The organism is Desulforhopalus sp. IMCC35007 (genome assembly GCF_005116575.1).
Lineage (GTDB): Bacteria > Desulfobacterota > Desulfobulbia > Desulfobulbales > Desulfocapsaceae > Desulforhopalus_A.
On the sequence record NZ_SWCN01000021.1, the window covers coordinates 1 to 18,891 of the forward strand.

The following is an 18,891-nucleotide window of genomic DNA, read 5'->3' on the forward strand; positions in this document are numbered from 1 at the left end:
GACCCCGTCTCTGGCCATGAACTGGAAAGATGTTGATTAACCTTTTTGCAAGCGCCGGGAAACCCGGCGAAAAAAGAGGCAATGGATAACTGTTTATTATTGACAGTGTCAACCATATCAGTACCTTAGAAATTCATTCGACGTCTGCGCTCATCTCTTGTTTTTTTATGAATGAATTTGGTGAAGGTAATTATCCCGTTCATCGGGGTTGGAACTTTTATAACCGCCTGGAGGGTTGGAAATGGGTCAGGAGAAAATAGTTTTCATCGGTGGGATGGGCGAGGGCCTGGGGACTGCGTTGGCACATTATTTTTTGGCAAAAGACTATCAGGTCATTGGCTTTAACCGATCGGTAAATAACAAGGTCAGAAAAGAAATTTTGCAGATGAACGTTGATCTGTCCGACCAAAACCAGGTGAGAGAGGCTCTGGCGCAGACTCAGTTAGCCCTTCGTGCTCCCGATGTCTTCATCCATAACGCAGCAGAGCTTGTAATCGCTCCTTTTCAAGAAACGACGGTGGAGCAGTTCGAACAATGCTGGAAGGCTATAGCATTGTCGGCTTTTATCCTGTCGAAAGAGTTGTTGCCACTTATGGCTGTAAAGGGAGGAACGGCTATTTTTACCGGTGCCACAGCAAGCATCAGGGGAGGCAATAACTTCAGTGCCTTTAGCTCCGCCAAATTTGCTTTGCGAGGGCTTGTCCAATCACTTGCAAGGCAATATCAAAACTTAGGCGTGCATGTCGCCCATGTTCTGGTTGATGGGATCATTAATACAGAGAGGAGCCGCGAATTACACCGCCTGCCTGTTGAAAAGATGTTAGACCCTCAGCATATAGCAGAATGTTACTGGCAACTCTGCCAGCAGCCTGAAAGCACCTGGACCCATGAGCTGGATATACGACCCAGCACGGAAAAATTCTAATGATTGAAACTGATACGATTGTAATTGGCGGAGGTCTATCCGGATTGTTCGCCGCTTTGAGATTACAGGATTTAAAGATTCCCTATCTGCTTCTTGAGGCAAAGCCGGAGTTTGGCGGGCGTATTACCGGGTACCCGGTTGCCCCCGGTTCTGATGTCTGTATTGATCTTGGTCCTACATGGTTCTGGCCGCATCAGACGTTGATGAAACAGTTACTCGCTCGGTTACAGGTTGAGTGGTTTGAGCAATACTCAACAGGAGACACCCTTGTTCAGCGGCGTCCGGATGAAGCTTCCTTTCGTATACAAAACGACGCGGGGACAATGACCTCCTGCCGGGTGACAGGAGGTGTGAAGCAGCTGGTGAGCGCTCTTGCAGGACAACTGGAACAGACCAAAATAAAAACTGAGCATCCTGTGACGGTCGTGAGAAAATCGGGTAAAAAGTGGCAGGTGACAACTGTCTGTAGAGGGTTGGAACAAAATTTTTCTGCAAACCGAATGATCCTCGCTGTACCACCACGCCTGATTGTAAAATATCTAACACCGGAGGCCTACATGTCAGAGGGTCTTGTTAAGGCCTTGCAGGCAGAGCAGACCTGGATGGCCGGTCAGGCAAAATTTATCGCTGTATATAAAGAGCCATTCTGGAGAAAAAAAGGACTGGCAGGACAGGCATTCAGCCATGTTGGCCCGTTGGTGGAAATCCATGACGCCTCTTGCTCAGCAGGATCTGGTTTTGCCCTGTTTGGTTTTATCGGCGTCTCCAGTGCGTCCAGGGCTCAACTCTCCAGGCAACAGCTCACTGCGCAATGCCTGGAACAGCTTGGAACGATCTTTGGTCTTGATGCTTTAAACGCTGCGGCGACCCACGTCGAAGATTGGGCACAGGACATATGGGTTGCAACGGAGCTCGATGCTCTGGAACCACCCCGGCATTGTTCCTTTGATATGGAACAGCACGAAAAAGAGCTTGAAGAACTGAAGGTGCATCTTGTCGCCAGTGAATTTGCGCAATTTGAAGCAGGGTATCTTGAGGGAGCGCTGATGGCAGTTGAGACAGCAATACAAACTCTTCCACCGTGGCCCTGAAAATGGGAAAAACCCAGCAAAGGGCAGGGGCTCTTGACGGGGATGCTACTTTTTGGGCCGTAGTTCAAGGGCCGGGAGCATTCTCAAATTTACTGATAATGTCGGTTACGAACCTTTCAGAGAAACCGGCGACAAAAGACCAGAACATCATCTTTGCGTAATCTACCGATTGGCCATGAACGGCAAAAATTTCTGCGAATCCCTGGTGGGAAGCAGATGGATCGAGCTCTTTGGTATCAGGAAGAAATTGAGGAAAGATGTCTCCGGTTATAAGATTTGAAATAAACAGTACGTAGAGCACGACCGCGAGAATTCCCCCAACCAGAGGCGACAGGCAGACATATACCCACGAATTCGCCAGCAGCTCCAGATCATCTTCTGACATTACTTTCAGACGTCTCTGCAAGCCGACAAAGCCGCCGATAATTCCCGCCGAGAATGCTGCAATCGGTGCAGTGACAAACTTGAATTGGGTGCTGTTATATGTCAAAAATGCACCAGCGATTATGACAAGTACCAGAAGCGTCAGCGCAATCGCCAATCTATTGCTGATCTTACGAATAGCTTGCAATTTTTCAGTCATGGGACTCCTCGTGGTTGAGGTGGGGCAACGTTACCTCTGGGCTGCAAAGCCATTAAGACTTTCAAGACTTCCGAACGCTCTCATCCTCGTGAGGGGAAAGGCACGACCGAAGATAAAATCGGTACAGTGCCTTGTTGTGAGAACATCTGCCTGTCTATCTAAGGTATTAATTTATTCGCAATAAACAACAGATTTATTGGAGCATCCTGTTCCCGGAGCGACTCAGGTATACAGTTATACTGGCACCATCGACAGAATCGAAATGGGCGACATATGCCACTGCATGAGAGATGTCCGGAAGCGGGTTTATATTCACGCCTTGTCCAGAACAAGGACGCCCAAGAGGTGTAGAAATATCGCAAGCGTCATCTTTACAGCCAGAACTCCGGGTAGCGTCTTGATTTTGCAATATTGTTGACGATCAGAGCGATGAGCAGCATAATAGCGGCCCCAACTGCTACAGGGATCAACACATAAAGATAGCCCAGGTTGTGAATTCCAGTACCGCCAATGACTGCTATCAATGCTGTAGCGCCCCCGGGAGGGTGAAGCGTTCTGGTCAGATGCATCAAAGCGATAGAGGTTGAAACCGCAAGAGAGGCCGCTAGCCACATCTCACCGCCAAAGAGCTGGTACGCGGTCACACCAACAATGGCAGAGAGGATATGTCCGCCAATCAGGTTTCTTGGTTGAGCCAGAGGACTGCGGGGAGCCCCGTAGATAAGTACTGCAGATGCACCAAATGAGCCGATGATCATCGCCAGATCGGTGCCGTTTAATATTTTGTAGTGAATAATGGAAATCGCAGCAATGCCTAAAAAGCTGCCAAGCCAGGACCAGATAATCTCGACCAGACCAACCGCAGGAGGGCTTTGACCACTGCCTTTCATCTTTTCCAGGAAGTTCATGTTATAGCCCCTCTGTGAAAACGTGGAATGCCCGGGCCAGGTCGGTACGGGTAACGATCCCGACGATCAGTCCCTCTTTGTTTACAATGGGCAGCCGATTAATCTTCTGATGGGTAAAAATAGTCGAAATGGTGCCAATGGTCATCTCTGGAGTTCCGCTGACAGCAGGTTTGGTCACGATGTCAGCCACTGTTTTCCTGTGCAGATTTTTGATCATGCAGCTCTTGTCATGCAGACAATGGGTGGCGATTTGCATAAAAGAAGGGTTGAAGGTAAAGCCCATCTCTCTTAAAAAATCCTTTTCGGAGACAATACCAACAATCTTTTTTCGCTGATCCACCACAGGAGCACCTGTTATTTTATTGTCAGCAAGCAGAGTCGCCGCCTGGACAAGTGGCATTGTCTGCTCAATGAGCAGTACGTTTTTTTGTCATCAGTTGAGTCGCTGTCATGGTATTGAGCAGGCGTGTAATAGCCATTTTATAGGCAACCTGATAGATTTGCTTGAAATCGCCTGGAGTGATATCGATATAACCCTGAAGAGCCCCCATGGCTGACATAATATCCTGCTCCGAAATATCCGGTGGACGTATTGGGCTGTTATTGTCTTCTAACATTGGCTTCTCCCGCATTGGTTATTGGTTGATTTTTTTGATAATTTTCTGGTGTGCTTTATCCCATTAAACATTTACGATCGTGCAATAAAGCAAAATGGCAACAAAAGCTAATTGACCTACATCAATTCAGCCTGTTGCAGGAAAATTATTTCAAGATCGGTCGCATCCTTTTTCTTCTAAATGTAAGGCCTAATGCGTGTGAATGGTTTTGCTGTTTACACCAACAAGGTGTAAGCTGTTTTGATGGAGTCAGGCATAGATATGACTCCTTTTAAATGCATAAAAATCTATTTTCTTAACAAAAAAGGAGAAAGGTTATGGGCGACAAGGGTGGACGGAAAGATAAGGAAAAAAGTCAGAAACAAAGCAACCAGAAGCAGGGCCAGAAAGACAAGAAAAAGGCTGATAAACAGCCAGCCAAAAAGCCTTAATGGATAAAAAACGAGCGGTTATGAAGGATAACTGATTGTAAATTACCTGGGGCAGTATCCACGAGGGTTATACACGATCGACAGTCAACGATACTGTCCCTGGAAATTTTCGCCGGTGATGGTGTAGTGGCTGTATGTTGAAGTTCAATTAATGGTACGTGACGTATCGTCAGATACTATCAAAACCCTTGCCTAATATGCTGTTCTTCTGGGTAACCTTACAAAACGCATGTTATGCAGATCTGTATAATTACTTGTTAAGCGTCCTATGAAAATGAGCCACGAAGAATATATCGAGAAACAACGTAAGCGTGCCGCCAACGTGGCGAGCGGAATGCTTGATGGCTCTATTCACTATTTAGAGGGAGCCATTGAGCTATCCTCACTTAGGTTTGAGGTTGGCCTACCTGAAGATGACAAAGACTTTCTGGCGTTCACCGGGGTCTCTTCGGAAGTCGATCATTTGCCAATCGGTGCTCCAAGGCAATTTTGGTCGCAAGAAGCTCTTGATCGGCATGAGCCAGAAATTCAGCAATCTATTAAGTGGGCAAAGGAAGTCTCTTTGTCCGAGTGTAAATCTATCGTGGCAAGGTTCAATGCTTAACAAGTCAATCAATGTCGCCCCTTCGGGGCTGGACCTCCAAACCGCTGCGCGGTTTTCCGGCCCATTATTGAGGCGTTACCCATCAAGAACACACTAAAGTGCAAATCTCAAATCTAGAAAAAACTGATTTAAAAGGGCTTAGTGAATTATACCAACAATTGATTCCAAACGAAGTATCCATTCAAAAGATGGAAGCAGTTTTTGAGAGAAATCGAAACAACCAAAACCACATAGCTCTAGTCGCTAAAGAAAACGGTAAATTACTTGGCACATTAATGGCATATATTTGTGAAATGTACTTTGGCCAGTGCAAATCATTCATGGTTATTGAAGATTTTATCGTAGAGAAGGATATAAGAGGCAGTGGTATAGGCACCAATTTGATGGAAGCAGCAGAGAAAAAGGCGAAAGAATTAAACTGCTCATACATCATGCTCATCACTGATACTGATCGAGAAGAATCACAAAATTTCTACAAAAAACTTGGCTACTCAACAGACGAATACTGCGCATTTAAGAAAAAAATATAAATAATGCGGGTAACAAGCGGGTTAATGCAGACTCGCTGAGGTTCGCCGGTGAATTCCTCGTTTGTGTACCAAGTAAAAAATTTCCCCAGAATTCTTGAAGGACTGATTTGAAATATGTTGACTAGCGCAAGCCTCTGGTTACGGTGTCCTTAGTTTGTATCATTTCCCGGTAAATCACTTGTTCAGCAATGATTTTCAATAACATTTGGCTACCATTTACCCACCCTATTGGGGCCAGGATACACTAACCCTTTAGCAACGATCAGCATATCGCCACACCCTATGATCCACACTGCTTATACCTTGAATCCCGGATTCATTGAGGAATTATCAAAACGTATTCATCTGTTGATTAAATCAACAACGCCAACCACAATCATTGGCAGTCTTTTTCAGAATATTACTTTAATTCCCTCGCAAAAACTTATTTCACAAATCATCGACGCTGCTGTCTGGGCCAGTTTTGCAACCGATGAAGGCAATTCTGTGACTATATCTATCATTCTCAGTCCGGAAGAAGACTCCTTTGATACCTTCATCTTCGACAAGCCCATCAGTTTTGATGTCAATCACCTTGTAAAACTCGGTGCAGCGCTTGAAAATCCGCGGGCTGATATCTCTGTCTGGCCAGACGAAACAGGAAAATTAGTTGTCTGGGGGTTTAGGACCCGATCTGTCAAAACCCTTATCCCCAATCTCTGTGTCGAAGCGATGGCACCCGGGAGCGTGTTGATAACGTTTGGAGGAAAAACCCTTGCGGCCCTGTCTGGCAATGAGGCGTTTTTTATCGATCACTCTTCCTTGATAAGAACAATCATACCTAAATTCTCATCACCAAAGGATAATCAGAAAGACAAGATACTCTACCTGATGCGGTATATGTCTCTCTTGAGCATCTCAAGACAGATGCGTGCACATGGTAGAGGAGGAACCCTGCTGGTGGTCCCTGAGGATGGCGAGTGGCAGAGTTCGATAGATATCCCTGTTCCCTATACAGGCGGGGCCGTTTTTCTTGAAAGTGATTACGATGTGACGAAAAAACCTTCTTTGATTGGCAGCGTTAAAAATTTCTTCAGCGCTGCAACCCAGAATAAAACAACTGCGGAAAGAGAGCATCTTGAACGTCTGGGGCACCAGTTAGATCAGCAGTGTAAACATATTGCAAGGCTTACTGCCGTAGATGGTGCGCTGGTCATGTCTTTTGACCGCTTTGTCTATTGTTTTGGCGCGAAAATAACTTCTGCCCAGAACCAGACTCCTTTGACAAATATACGCGCGTATAAACTGGTAGAGGACGATAGCGGCAGAACAGTAAGCCTCATGGATCTGGGCGGAACCAGACACCAGTCAGCGGCCCATTTTGCCAATGCCCAACCGGGGGCCGTTGCCATTGTTGTATCTCAAGATGGTCATGTTTCCTTTATGTCCTCTGACCCCGAGACCCGAGACCTTATCGTTATTCGGCAGGGCGAATTGGCCGTTATCCCTGACGGACTGGGGGCTGCTCTGTGGAGTTACTCCCTGTTTACGGAAATGGATCTGTTGTAAAAAAACATGAGCTCGGACGGGCAAATGTTATTTGAAGTTTGAAAAGAAGAACTCAATCTGGAGCTTGAGTGTTGGCTGATTTTTTGTCGTCCAACCACGCCATAGCAACCTCCGCAGGCCACACTCCAGAGAACATAGGGAAGATATGGAATATTTTTATGAAAGTAAACATAGCTATATTCTGTAATAATACCCATTATGGTCAGAGCAGAATACCAGGGCATGTGCCTTTTGGCCTTATATCTCAATTGCCCACTGTAGCAGGCCTTCTGAAGCCTCGTTAAATCGACAACCTCGAGGCAATAGTCTGGTCTATCTGCACTACGGTATATTCAAAATCTTACACATACAGGACAGTCAATGCAAAAGCTTACCCCCGAAGGAATGAACCTCGTCAATGATCTTTCTCATCGCTACCGCCTGAGTAACGATGCAGTTATTCATATGCTCATAGCTGTAAATAATGGCGGGGGCGGCATGGCACAATTTAATTGTCCAGAGTTGGGCGGGTCCGGGCAATGGATGCGTGGGGGCATGACCATGGTCGGTGACATGTTTAATCATGGCCTGAAGATGACCGTGGATAACCTTTGCTCGGAACTTTCCAGAGCACTGGCCACCCTGCAGATCTTTCCCGTCATACCGGCGGGTACTCCGGGCAGCAATCAGTGGTGGCCGGCTGAGTGCGGTACCCCGTTTAGCAGTGGCGGCCAGAATAATATCCGCTACGCTGTTTTCCCTGGAAAGCTGGCGGTGGAACAGAACGGACAAGTGACTGTCTACGATACCCTTAACCACAATATTGGCGGCGTCAGTCAGCAACAGGGAGGCAATACCTCTCTCACCTTTACCAGTCAGTTCGGCACGGTGTCCGTTAATCAGCTACCCATTATTTCTGGTCCTGGTGCAGGGACACCGCCTCCGCAAACAAACTTTGTTGAACCTGCGGTAAGCGAGCCGGTTGGCAACACAGCGTCTCGTACTGAGAACAATCAAATTTCCAGCAATATACCATCCCAGAAATCAACCAATGAAATAATTAGTCTTATTGGCGAGCTGGCGAAATTGCGCGATGCAGGCGCTATCACCGAACAGGATTTTAATTCGAAGAAGGCAGAGTTACTTGCCCGTATTTGAGCACCCCTCCAGAGGGAGAACTATCTTTGAGGTTTGTATGGAGTCGTATTATTTTATTTTTGAAGTAGAGCCGCAGCGTGAAAACCCAGTAATTTCTCACGTTTCCAGGGCAGTGGCTCATCTATGGGTGGTGTCAGCCGATATTGATGAAGCAAGAAATAGGGCACTGGAGTTCCTGAACGCCGAGCGTTGGGAGTCTCCAGTGGAAAAGGACGGTTACCTGCTCACTCCGGAACGGATAGAAGGGCTGGGAGTTGAAGAATTAGCCGAATATCAGGCCGCTCAATCCGGAGGAATTCAGGCAAAATTTTATTACTGGCATAGATCTGAGTGATCAAGCGTTGCCGGAATACCGTAGTTTTTATTCTTTACAGGCAGTCCTGCCAGTAACTGCGCGTCTATGTACAATTCGCGCTCCTTCCTCTTGCAGCGGAGGGGGGCGCGTACATTATGTTGCTGACTATTCCGTGCTTATGATGATTTCTATGAGGTTCGGTTTCCCGGTGGCAATAGCGCAGCGCACTTTTTCCCGAATCTCATTTGCTTTTGTGATCTTCTGACCGGGCATCCCCATGGATTGGGCCAATGCTATGAAATCTATGGGCGGATTATTGAGGTCCATGGCAATGAATTTTCCGGTCTGCGCTGAGGTGTAATGGGCCTGAGAGCGCATAAAATTTTTCAAAATATTGTACTCAAGATTATTAATTACAATAAAGGTCACGGGAAGCTTTTCATACACTGCTGTCCATAAAGCCTGGGGCGAATACATCGCGGCACCGTCTCCGACAAGGGAGACCACAGGTTTTCTGCCAATTCCAAGTGAAAACCCAACGGCAGCCGGCATGCCCCAGCCGAGTGCCCCACCACGCAAAAATGAATATTGACGGGTTGAGTTGTTTTTCAGAAATTGGCGAAGATAGCTTGCTGTGGCTATGGCTTCATCGACAATGGGGGTGTCAGGACCAATACCTTCGGTGAGAGCCCGCGCCGCCACTATTGGATGAATGACCTCGTTGCTCTGGAGTGCATCGGTTTTTCTGTGCAGTTCTTCTTTTCGCTGTATAAACGTTTTTTCTGCAGTTTTCCTTGTTGCCTCGTAGGCGTCTGCCCTGTCTGCCACTTTTTCTTGCAATAATTTGTTTAATTCTTTCAGAGAGAATTGAATATCACCTACCACGGAGAGTGTGGACGAGTAGGTTCTGCCCAGGTCACTCCCATCAACAGAGAGTTGAAACAGTTCACAACCGTCGGGAAGGGCTGAGGCCTCAGAGTAGAGGATGGTGATAAACGATTTGCCGCCAAGGGCAAAGATACAATCAAATCCTTTCATTTGTTCGGCGATGGCTGAAGCCTTGGTTGGTAGATTGCCCTGCCAGAGATAATGACTGGTTGGATAGGGAATATGGGCAGGCCAGGATGAGCCAAATACCGGTGCGGCAAGTATTTCAGCCAGTTCAACAACCTCTTTATGGGCATCATTAAATGAAATTTCATCACCGGCTATGATGGCTATTTTCCCGGGATCTCTGCGGCTCAGTTCCTCTGCGAGTTTGGGAAGTGAACCGGCTACAGGGCGCCGATCCACGTGGGAAATATCTGGTATTTCAACGTCACTTTTCGCTTCCATCACATCCATTGGCAGGGATAGAAATACCGGTCTGGATGGGGGCGCCAGGCTATCTTGAAAGGCCCGGCGGATCAGAACCGGAATCTGATCCGGAGTATTGATTTCCCTTGCCCATTTTACTGCGGGGGCGGCAATGGAGACGAGATCTCCCTGCAAAAGAGGATCGGTTATGGCGTGCCGGGAATCCTGTTGTCCTGCGGTAACAACGAGGGGTGTTCCAGAGGTAAAGGCGTTAAGCAGGTTACCCAGGCCATGTCCCAGTCCGCCGGCAGTATGTAAATTAACAAATCCGGGTTTCCCTGATGCTTTGGCGTAGCCATCGGCCATCGCCACAACGCTCGCCTCCTGCAGGGCCCATATGTATTTGATGTTTGGGTTATCGATGAGAGCGTCTATGAGAGGGAGTTCGGTTGTGCCAGGGTTTCCGAAAATATACTCCACACCTTCAGTTTCAAGAGCTTCAAGTAGAATTTTGGCACCGTTACGTTTGATAGGTGATTTCATAAGCAAACTCCTCTTAATGATGGCAGGTAAAAATGTCCTGGAACGTTCATATTCTATTCTCAGGCTGAGTGAAATACATAATTATTCAAGTACCCTAAGCCAATGGATGCTGGAGTCAAGAAATAAGTCAATACCTCTAGCAATCAACTGCTTCAATTTTTCCAGAGGTTTTAAGACATTCTAGCGAATCCGCAGTAGTATATCAGGACGTTACATTCACGCTTGAAATTGAGACTCCTGAGACACTGCGTAATGCTCGAATCTAAAAAAGAGATTAATATTGCTGATACGCTTCTCATTATTGTGAAGAAAAGATGGAAATGGCATATTATATGAGGTTTTAAGTGAATTACAGTGGAGAAGAGAAGAATGAAAAAAGTTGAATACCGAGAGCAAGCTTTGAAGATCCTTCCATGGGTCTGTGCAAATTGTGGTCGTGATTTTACAGGTAAAAAGTTGAAGGAGTTAACGGTTCACCACAAAGACCATAATTATAAAAACAACCCGCCCGACGGCAGTAATTGGGAGCTATTATGTATCTATTGTCATGATAACGAGCATTCGCGCTTGCTCGACGCTGAGTGGTTGCCTACTGAAAATCAAGACAATGAGAAGGGGGCAAGAACCACACACTCACCATTCGCTGATCTGAAGAACCTGTTGCGTAAATCTGGCAAGAGTGAAGGAAAGGAGTAAGAAAAGAAGAGGCAACTCCCTGCCTTGAGACTGTCCGTGAGGCGTTTATTCAAAGTGTAATTGCACGGCTTGAATGTGGCGTTTGTTGAGCATCGCATCAATGAATCGTTGAAGGCCAGAGGCTCATTTGGGTTCAGCAGGGCCTGGTTCTAAAATCTAAGAATTAACCCCGTGACTTACGATTCCAGCGGCCAAGTTGTTGCATCTGCATGCGAATCCAGCTTATTCTCGACTGCAGGTAGCTACTTGGTTTGATTGGATTGTAATTTAAAGGACTGGGGAGAATCGCCGCTAACGCCGCCGATTGAGATCTGCTGAGATTGTTGGCTCCGGTGTGGAACCAGTGACGTGAGGCCGCTTCAGCGCCGTAGATGCCGTCACCCATCTCAATGCTGTTGAGATATACTTCAAGAATCCGCTCTTTACTCCAGAACAGTTCGATTAAAACAGTGAACCAGCTCTCCAGACCCTTGCGAATCCAGTTTCTTCCCGGCCAGAGAAAAACATTTTTTGCCGTTTGTTGAGAGATTGTACTTGCACCTCGCAGACGTTTTTTCTTCTGGTTTGAATCGGCTACGGCCTGCTTTATGGCGTCGAAATCAAACCCGAAATGGGAAGAAAACTTCTGATCTTCACTGCAAACCACCGCAAGCTGAAGGTTGGTAGAGATTTTCTCAATCGGTACCCATTTGTGCTCCATACGGACGGTGTTGCCTTTTGATACCTGCTGGCCGGCTCTTATCAGCATAAGGGGCGTAAAAGGTACCGGGAGCCAGCGAAACAGGAGCACTCCCATGCAGGACGCGGCAATAAACCAGAGAAGCGGCTTGAAGATAAATCGATAGAAAAATGTACTGCGCCGGCGTGTCCTCATTGATACAATTCAAAAGCTCCAGACATTGTCAAACACCTCAATTCAGTAAAAATAATACTACTCCAAACCACCTGTGCCATCTTTGTTAAATGCCAATACAGGCTAACATAACCGGTTTCTTCTTTCCACCTAATGTACTAATGCGGATGAAAACCTCAGTTTCCAGATTTGCTGTCATCATCGAGAATGTCACCTGTGAACTGTGATTCTTTGACGGAGATGACTGGCGTACTTTGTACTGGTGGTCGAAAGAGATAGCCTGTTATCATGCCTTTTGTGGTGCCAAAGGCCGCGACTGCCCAGGCTATCAGCAGGCCGGTGTAAAAGAAGAGGCTGGCCCAGGCAAACAGCGGAAGCCCTGTATGGTGGAAGAGCAAGGCAATTCCAGTGACACAGGTACCAACGGGAAATGTGAAGGCCCAATAGGTGAGGGCAAATCGCATTTGTCGACGGTGAGCCCTGATCGTTAAAAGCGTTGCAAGGCAGGTCCAGAGCAGGACAAATCCAAAAACAGGTACACTGTACAGCACCGCAAAAAGTTTAAAAGCGCCTGCAATATGCGAAGGTAGTGCGCCTGCGGCAACGTTACCAAGGACTCCAGCCGCTGTCATGGATTGGCCCAAGGGGCCCAGAACAATCCATAGGGTTGGAACCCGGGAAGTACCGGATGTGCCGTGATGGGCCAGTCGGCTCCAGATCATTGAAATGATAATCATGGCGGCAAAGAAACTGAGGCCGAACATGGAAAAACAGAGGTAAAACATTGTTTCCCGAAGCACGCCTTCAGGGGCGGTAGGTACGAGCATTGCGCCGATTGTCGCCGAGACCATAGGGGGAACAACAGGCATGAGCCAGCCACCGAATGCTGAGTCTTGCCGCACTTTGAATTTTGTAAACAGGCGATAGGGGATGACAATAGCAGATGCAAGACCTGCTATAGTGCCGAAAAACCACAGAAACCAGGCTATTGTATAGGCAAGGTTCTGGCCGATTATTGTCTCTCCCAGTAAGAACGCCCCTCCGGCAATGGTCAGCATTGCCATGGGGGGCGCCCCATAAAATTGTGCCATCATCGGATCGCTGAAATGCCTGGCCCATGCCCCGCGCCCCTGTAAAAAGAAGATAAAGGTAGCAACCATAAGGCCGGTGAGCATGAGGGACGCAAGGCACCAGATGAGAAGCGCAAAGAAGTGGAGCCTGTCTGAAAATAGCGGCAATGTAGCCGATGCATTGGCTATAATTCCTGTGCCCATAACTGAGGCAAACCAGTTAGGGCCTAATTCAAAGTCATTTGTTGCCCCGGTAACAGTGTAAAAAAATCGTTTCCACCAGAGCCCCTTAACGTTCGTGTTTTTTTGTTCGTGGTTCAATGTTTTTCCTATGCTAATGATTCTGGTTCTATTAATTATTGGGCGACGTCACTGTTTGCAGGAGGGGACCACATTTTTTATTCATGTAACTCTCGTGTTCAGTATACAACAGTCGCATCTGCTGTTGACTCGGGAGGAGGGCCATTCTTTGCATTACTGAGCTGTTCTGTCTCAATGTCACGTCTTATGAGACGCTGCAAATTTAATACTGAAAAGCTCACTTGTCATCCGAACATCTTTGTCAGTTTGTACGTCAGGTCAGGATACGCTGGTGTTGGTCCGAGATAACAGCGAGTGTCGTTGGTAGTGGTGGAAAATATTTTAAAAGCCAAATAGAAAAATAGTTTTATATTAATAGACTGATTCTAAAATATACCTCAAAAAGGTTTAAACTGCTCTTATACGGGCAGGAACGGATACGTTTCTTGGGTTAAGCCATCCGTACTATGGGATCAACAACGACAAATCGGGGATAGATAGATGATTATATTCTTGCTGGGACTTTTTCTCTTTTTGGGAATTCACTGCATTTCTATTGTCAATGATTCATGGAGAAATCGCATCGTGGAAAAAGTTGGAGGGCTGCCCTGGAAGGGAGTATATGCACTCGTGTCAATTTGTGGTTTTGCACTACTTGTTCGGGGATATGCAGTTGTTCGCTATGAGAGCGCATTACTCTATTCACCCCCTCAGTGGCTGCAATATTTTTCGATGCTGCTCTTTCTTCCCGTTTTTTCCCTTCTGATTGCAGCCTATTTCCCGGGGCGCATTAAAACGGCAACCAAACATCCCATGCTGCTTGCGACCATCCTCTGGGCAGGGGCGCATCTGTTGTCCAATGGGTCACAGGTGAATGTTATTTTATTTGGTTCGTTTCTGGCCTGGGCTGTTGTAGATCTTGTATCAATAGGGCGTCGCCAGGCTCGTCCCGTTCCAGGCGCGCCATATTCACATTTCAACGATATTATTGCATGTGTTTTCGGTCTTGGCCTTTATGTGATGTTTGTTTTTTGGCTCCATGAAATCTTCTTTGGTGTTGCTCTATTGTAAACAAAAAGATGGGGCTCTCTCCAATGAGGTATCGTCAGCTCGAATGATTTTGATATTTTCAGAAGACCAGAGGGGAGACTGCTTTTGTACGGCTCCCTGAGAACACATCCATCAGCTGGTAAGAGGAAGTGCAGATATTTTCAAACAGGAAAAGCAGAGGCAAGTTATGAAGAACAAGATCTTTACTTTAGTACCGGATACCCCAGACCCCTCAGTACAGTATCTCTTTTATCTTCATGGGCTGATCGTTGAGGTGGCTGGCATCCGGCCCAAGAGTGAAGAACACGGATATTATGAGTACCAGCTTATCCTGGAAGAACTGGCGAAAGAAGGTTTCGTCGTGATAAGTGAGGCTCGGGAAAAAGGCACCGAGGTGAAGGGCTATGCCGAAAATATTGTCTCCCAGATCAAAAAACTCATGGCAAACAAGGTTCCGCCGGAAAATATCATTGTCGTGGGAGCTTCAAAAGGTGGGATTATCGCTGCCTATATCTCCTCCATGCTGAGGGAACAGAAAATACAGTACGTCTTTCTGGCCGGGTTGTTTGAAAAATGTCTGGTCGATAACAATCTACAACTCTATGGGAATGTTCTTTCCATTCATGACAGTTCCGATACACTGTCAATTACCCCGGATTTATATTTTCAGCGCTCTGCCGGGCTTGGGAAATTTAACAAGATTGTCCTCAATCTTAACCTCGGCCATGGCTTGATCTATCAACCCTACCGGGAATGGATTGACCCAATTGTAGAGTGGTGCGTTAAAAAGTAGATTGCTCAGCCCCCTGCGGGCACGGTAACAATCCAGTGTCGGTATGGTTAAGGGGAGTACTTCTCTTGGGTTGAGACAGACAGAAGGTGCCACAGGCACGTCCTCCTTGCATGGAAGACCGGGCAGGGTGGACAGTACCTGGATTATCTACCGATTTTGAAAGGCTGGAAAAGCTCAGTTAATGGTTTTACCTTTGTAAGCTTCTCAACTGTTCCTCGAGTTGGGTGATTCTCTCAAGGAGATCCATAACAAGACCACAGCCGGCGAGGTTAAGCCCAAGGTCGTTTTTGAGTCGTTCAATTTTGCAAACCCGGGCAACAATGCTGTCTTCAAACAACGGCTCAGGTTGCTCCACATCCGGGTCGATCAGACCAAGAACGATATACCTGCGCAGTTTCTCAGGATGAAGACCGACAAGCCGGGCAAGTTCGTTAAGGGTTATGAGTCTGTCTTCGATGTGTTGCCCATAAATGACCAAATCATATCTTTTCATGATATTTTGCCCTTTGTCTACTTTCCTCGCGTGGGTTGTAGCTTGAAGTCTTCTGAAGCTCTTTAAAGAGACGTTTTTCTTCATCACTGAGTGAAGCTGGAACCCGAATTTCAACTTCAATAATAATGTCTCCGGCACCTGATTTCTTCTTTGGTATGCCTTTTCCCCGCAGGCGAAATTTTCTGCCGTTCTGAGTTCCGGGGGGGATGGTAAGGCTTATTGAACCATCAACAGTGCTTACTGGAATTTTTGCACCAAGCGCGGCTTCCCATGGGGAGATTGACACGGATGTGTATAAATCATGTTCAACGATATGAAATCTGGGGTCAGGTGCGATGAGGATTCTAAGCAGGAGATCGCCTGCCGCACCTCTGCCAATACCTTTGCCGCCCTGCCCGGCCAGCCTGATGACTGAGCCACTTGTTACTCCCCGTGGTATTTTTACCTGCAGGGTTTTCTCTTTTGCTTCCAGCTGGCCGTCTGCGCCTGCCTCAAAAATCTGAAAGGTAATGGTTCTTGTCGCCCCATGGAAAACCTCGGCAAGACCAACCTGTATCTCAGCTTCCCGGGACTCTCCCGGTACGTCAAAATGCCTGCTCTGTTTTGGCCCTGCGGACTGTTGAGAGAAACCACCCCCAAATAAATTGTTGAAAAAGTCACTGAAATCCTCCGCGTTGCCAAAACTTTCTCCGCCGCCATATCGAAATGACTGAGAATGGGGGCCCCCGGTCCGGCCCCGGTCCTTCCTTGCGTTCCAATGGGGTGGTGGCTGTTGTCCGCCTCTCTCCCAGTCTTTACCGTACAGGTCGTAGAGTTTTCGTTTTTCCGGGTCTTTCAATACCTCCTGGGCTTCATTGATCTCTTTAAACCTTACCTCTGCGTCGGGAGCTTTGCTCACATCTGGGTGATGTTTACGGGCCAGTTTTTTATAGGCACGTTGAATATCATCTTTGGACGCATCTTTTGCAACACCGAGTATCTTGTAATAATCTTTAAATTCCATGTGCGTATTGTCTCATTTCAAGTCTCTTGTTTGCGGGGATCCGATCAGTTATCGTCGTTTTCTTTTTGTAACCTTTTGGCAATGCGTTGATATGTCTGCTGTAACTCTTCTCCTATTATTTTGGTGGAAGATATCAGTTCGCTAGTGGTTTTTGCCAGATTGTCGTTCACATCAGCTACTTTCATCTTTAAATGCTGCCACTTTTTTTCAGCTTCTTCAAACTCTTGCTTACCTTCCATTGAGGCAAGGTGCAGTTTGAGCTTTAGTTCATCCCGCTCGGTTTTGAGCTTGTCCAGCATCCTGGTAAATTCATCTTTCATTTCCATAAATCACCTCGTTGGATGACGATTGACCAACTGGCGACATGACTGTTGGGTTCGTCATGTACGATGTCGCCTTTGTCATAATATGTATACTAAATAGTAAGTTGTTATAAATGCTTGTCCAGATATTCCGGGGGGCATTAATAACAAATTAATGGAACGAAGGAGGTAATGTCTTGAGGAGATCGGATAAGGTGATCACAGTACATTTGTTTTAGCTCGAGAGATTGTAACCAAAGACAAATGGTACTGAAACGAAAGAATACCAATAGAAAGGGCGGTTTTTGCCGCAGAGGGATCCTGTAGAGGAGATTTTTTAAAAAGGCAGATAAAGGGGGGTGGATAGTTGTACATTCAGAGGAATACAGAAGATAAAAAACTTTTATAATTCAGATTTGTACGTTATGAAAATGGATGAGTGCTGTTTTAGAGCGGCATAATCAATAGTACTGATTTAGATTGACAGCTACCTGAAAGAGGCAAAAAATGGCATTTCCGACTTTTACAGATTTACTCGCAGTCGCTGACCCTGCTGTTTTAGCGACAGGGGTCATGGTCTTCGTCGCTCGCATTTTTGATGTTGCTATTGGCACGGTGAGAACCATTGTGACGGTTCAGGGGAGGACCTGGGTGGCATTCTTCCTGGCTGTTTTTGAGGTGACCATCTGGATTACGGTAATCAGTACGGTGATACAACGGGTAAGCGAATTTCCTGTACTGGTGTTTTTCTATTCTTTTGGTTATGCAACGGGTAACGTTGTTGGAATTCTTGTAGAAAAGCGACTCGCCTTTGGCATGATCATTCTCAAAATCTTCTCCATCAATAACGGCCAGGTGATGGCCAAAGCGTTTCGTGATATGGGCCAGCCGGTTACAGTTTTTCATGGTGAAGGTAGAAACGGTCCGGTTCACCAGCTGTTTCTCGCCTGTCGCAGGCGAGATCTGAAATGGATGATTCCTCATCTCTATACGATTGACAGGGATGCGTTTTATGTCATCGAGCAGGCTAGAGACGTGAGTAAGGTGTTAAAACCTGTCATGACCCCACTGGGGGGCTGGCGTCAGCGTCACAATCGGAAATAATGACCTAAGATTTATACCTAAGGGCCACTGTGTTGTACCTGATTTGATGGTGAACTCATCCCAACTTCTTCATAAAGATGGGATGAGTTTTGGTGTGGAACACAAAAAATAATCTGATCAACGCCAGGCATGGGCCAGGCTGTTCTCGGTTTTGCGGGGTGGATCGTATCAGGCCGCCGCCGCTTCAACACCTTTACTGAAATCAGTTGGCACTGTGGTCATTCGGCTCGACAGATCGCGGTCAAGCATCAACAAGCCATGAGGGTTACTTCCGATGAGGTTGAGCTGCTGGATGATATCATTGTCATTTTCTTCTTCCTCCACCTGCTCGGTAACATACCATTCGAGAAAAATCTGGGTGGCATGATCCTTTAAGGATTGGGCAAGATCCATAAGGTCATTGATGGATTGGGTGATATATCTCTCATGGGTTAAAGTCTGAGTAAACATATCAAGGGCAGACTCAAATGAGGCTGGCGGGGTAGCCAGGGCTTCCAGTTTGACATCTTCTCCCTGACGCTGAACGTATTCATAGAGCTTCATTGCGTGGTACATTTCTTCGTGGTACTGCACCATAAACCAGTTAGCAAAGCCTTTGAGTCCAATTTTGTTTGAATATGCGGACATCGACATATAAAGGTATGCCGAATACATTTCTTTATTGATCTGCTCGTTAAGGGCTGCAGCCATTTCCGTTTTTATCATGGGGTCCTCTTTTT

Annotated in this window: 22 protein-coding genes; 11 read left to right on the forward strand and 11 right to left on the reverse strand. The window is 46.6% G+C overall.

What is annotated here, in order from left to right:
* Window positions 1–241: 241 nt before the first annotated feature.
* Both FCL48_RS18900 and FCL48_RS18905 read left to right on the forward strand, forming a co-directional pair.
* Window positions 242–925 (forward strand): SDR family NAD(P)-dependent oxidoreductase, encoded by a 684-nt coding sequence (locus FCL48_RS18900; protein ID WP_136874539.1) that lies wholly within the window; start codon window positions 242–244, stop codon window positions 923–925.
* Entirely contained in the window at window positions 925–2,016 is a 1,092-nt protein-coding gene (locus tag FCL48_RS18905; RefSeq protein WP_136874541.1) for an FAD-dependent oxidoreductase, read from the forward strand. Before FCL48_RS18900 ends, FCL48_RS18905 begins: the two co-directional genes overlap by 1 nt.
* 64 nt (window positions 2,017–2,080) lie before the next feature.
* On the opposite strand, the gene FCL48_RS18910 is transcribed toward FCL48_RS18905, so the two are convergent.
* The 4 genes from FCL48_RS18910 to FCL48_RS18925 form a co-directional block, all read right to left on the reverse strand.
* A complete protein-coding gene (locus FCL48_RS18910; protein ID WP_136874543.1) occupies window positions 2,081–2,599 on the reverse strand; it encodes a hypothetical protein in 519 nt (172 codons plus the stop codon).
* Window positions 2,600–2,970: 371 nt separating this feature from the next.
* The gene (locus FCL48_RS18915; RefSeq protein ID WP_136874545.1) at window positions 2,971–3,507 is read right to left on the reverse strand and encodes an HPP family protein; all 537 of its coding nucleotides are present in this window, start codon (window positions 3,505–3,507) and stop codon (window positions 2,971–2,973) included.
* 1 nt (window position 3,508) lies between these two features.
* On the reverse strand, window positions 3,509–3,907 hold the full coding sequence (locus FCL48_RS18920) for a CBS domain-containing protein (RefSeq protein WP_136874547.1): 399 nt from the start codon (window positions 3,905–3,907) through the stop codon (window positions 3,509–3,511).
* Window positions 3,908–3,914: 7 nt separating this feature from the next.
* A complete protein-coding gene (locus tag FCL48_RS18925; RefSeq protein WP_136874549.1) occupies window positions 3,915–4,124 on the reverse strand; it encodes a hypothetical protein in 210 nt (69 codons plus the stop codon).
* A 705-nt stretch (window positions 4,125–4,829) separates the two neighbouring features.
* Here FCL48_RS18925 and FCL48_RS18930 point away from each other — a divergent pair.
* From FCL48_RS18930 to FCL48_RS18950, 5 genes are all read left to right on the forward strand, one after another.
* The gene (locus tag FCL48_RS18930; protein ID WP_205747767.1) at window positions 4,830–5,159 is read left to right on the forward strand and encodes a DUF2489 domain-containing protein; all 330 of its coding nucleotides are present in this window, start codon (window positions 4,830–4,832) and stop codon (window positions 5,157–5,159) included.
* 98 nt (window positions 5,160–5,257) lie between these two features.
* Window positions 5,258–5,689, forward strand: coding sequence for a GNAT family N-acetyltransferase (locus FCL48_RS18935; RefSeq protein ID WP_136874553.1), 432 nt, complete (start codon window positions 5,258–5,260; stop codon window positions 5,687–5,689).
* 282 nt (window positions 5,690–5,971) lie between these two features.
* Entirely contained in the window at window positions 5,972–7,237 is a 1,266-nt protein-coding gene (locus FCL48_RS18940; RefSeq protein ID WP_136874555.1) for a putative sensor domain DACNV-containing protein, read from the forward strand.
* 360 nt (window positions 7,238–7,597) lie between these two features.
* Window positions 7,598–8,374 carry an SHOCT domain-containing protein gene (locus FCL48_RS18945; RefSeq protein WP_136874557.1) on the forward strand — a complete coding sequence of 259 codons (777 nt, stop codon included), beginning with the start codon at window positions 7,598–7,600 and terminating at the stop codon, window positions 8,372–8,374.
* Between the two features lie 37 nt (window positions 8,375–8,411).
* Complete coding sequence (locus tag FCL48_RS18950) at window positions 8,412–8,708, forward strand: hypothetical protein (protein WP_136874559.1); 297 nt, start codon at window positions 8,412–8,414, stop codon at window positions 8,706–8,708.
* Window positions 8,709–8,834: 126 nt separating this feature from the next.
* On the opposite strand, the gene FCL48_RS18955 is transcribed toward FCL48_RS18950, so the two are convergent.
* On the reverse strand, window positions 8,835–10,508 hold the full coding sequence (locus tag FCL48_RS18955) for a thiamine pyrophosphate-binding protein (RefSeq protein ID WP_136874561.1): 1,674 nt from the start codon (window positions 10,506–10,508) through the stop codon (window positions 8,835–8,837).
* A gap of 369 nt (window positions 10,509–10,877) precedes the next feature.
* On the opposite strand from FCL48_RS18955, the gene FCL48_RS18960 reads away from it, so the two are divergent.
* A complete protein-coding gene (locus FCL48_RS18960; RefSeq protein WP_136874563.1) occupies window positions 10,878–11,204 on the forward strand; it encodes a YajD family HNH nuclease in 327 nt (108 codons plus the stop codon).
* Between the two features lie 163 nt (window positions 11,205–11,367).
* Here the strand turns inward: FCL48_RS18960 and mtgA are convergent, their stop codons facing one another.
* Both mtgA and FCL48_RS18970 read right to left on the reverse strand, forming a co-directional pair.
* Window positions 11,368–12,078, reverse strand: a complete 711-nt coding sequence (gene mtgA, locus FCL48_RS18965; protein ID WP_136874565.1) for a monofunctional biosynthetic peptidoglycan transglycosylase — start codon at window positions 12,076–12,078, stop codon at window positions 11,368–11,370.
* A gap of 155 nt (window positions 12,079–12,233) precedes the next feature.
* The gene (locus tag FCL48_RS18970) at window positions 12,234–13,448 is read right to left on the reverse strand and encodes a TDT family transporter (protein ID WP_205747768.1); all 1,215 of its coding nucleotides are present in this window, start codon (window positions 13,446–13,448) and stop codon (window positions 12,234–12,236) included.
* Between the two features lie 480 nt (window positions 13,449–13,928).
* Here FCL48_RS18970 and FCL48_RS18975 point away from each other — a divergent pair, with 480 nt between their 5' ends.
* Both FCL48_RS18975 and FCL48_RS18980 read left to right on the forward strand, forming a co-directional pair.
* The gene (locus FCL48_RS18975) at window positions 13,929–14,498 is read left to right on the forward strand and encodes an NnrU family protein (protein ID WP_136874567.1); all 570 of its coding nucleotides are present in this window, start codon (window positions 13,929–13,931) and stop codon (window positions 14,496–14,498) included.
* Between the two features lie 166 nt (window positions 14,499–14,664).
* Window positions 14,665–15,270 carry an alpha/beta hydrolase gene (locus tag FCL48_RS18980; RefSeq protein WP_136874569.1) on the forward strand — a complete coding sequence of 202 codons (606 nt, stop codon included), beginning with the start codon at window positions 14,665–14,667 and terminating at the stop codon, window positions 15,268–15,270.
* 187 nt (window positions 15,271–15,457) lie between these two features.
* On the opposite strand, the gene FCL48_RS18985 is transcribed toward FCL48_RS18980, so the two are convergent.
* Genes FCL48_RS18985 through FCL48_RS18995 form a run of 3 tightly spaced genes read right to left on the reverse strand, consistent with a single transcriptional unit; the run spans window position 15,458 to window position 17,092 of the window.
* On the reverse strand, window positions 15,458–15,763 hold the full coding sequence (locus FCL48_RS18985) for a chaperone modulator CbpM (RefSeq protein ID WP_169309283.1): 306 nt from the start codon (window positions 15,761–15,763) through the stop codon (window positions 15,458–15,460).
* Window positions 15,750–16,766, reverse strand: coding sequence for a DnaJ C-terminal domain-containing protein (locus FCL48_RS18990; protein ID WP_136874573.1), 1,017 nt, complete (start codon window positions 16,764–16,766; stop codon window positions 15,750–15,752). The genes FCL48_RS18985 and FCL48_RS18990 overlap by 14 nt, the downstream gene beginning before the upstream one ends.
* A gap of 44 nt (window positions 16,767–16,810) precedes the next feature.
* Window positions 16,811–17,092 carry a hypothetical protein gene (locus FCL48_RS18995; protein ID WP_136874575.1) on the reverse strand — a complete coding sequence of 94 codons (282 nt, stop codon included), beginning with the start codon at window positions 17,090–17,092 and terminating at the stop codon, window positions 16,811–16,813.
* Between the two features lie 483 nt (window positions 17,093–17,575).
* Here FCL48_RS18995 and FCL48_RS19000 point away from each other — a divergent pair, with 483 nt between their 5' ends.
* On the forward strand, window positions 17,576–18,172 hold the full coding sequence (locus FCL48_RS19000; RefSeq protein WP_136874577.1) for a DUF2179 domain-containing protein: 597 nt from the start codon (window positions 17,576–17,578) through the stop codon (window positions 18,170–18,172).
* Window positions 18,173–18,340: 168 nt separating this feature from the next.
* Here FCL48_RS19000 and FCL48_RS19005 read toward each other — a convergent pair whose 3' ends face one another.
* Window positions 18,341–18,877, reverse strand: coding sequence for a ferritin (locus FCL48_RS19005; protein ID WP_136874579.1), 537 nt, complete (start codon window positions 18,875–18,877; stop codon window positions 18,341–18,343).
* Window positions 18,878–18,891: the final 14 nt, after the last annotated feature.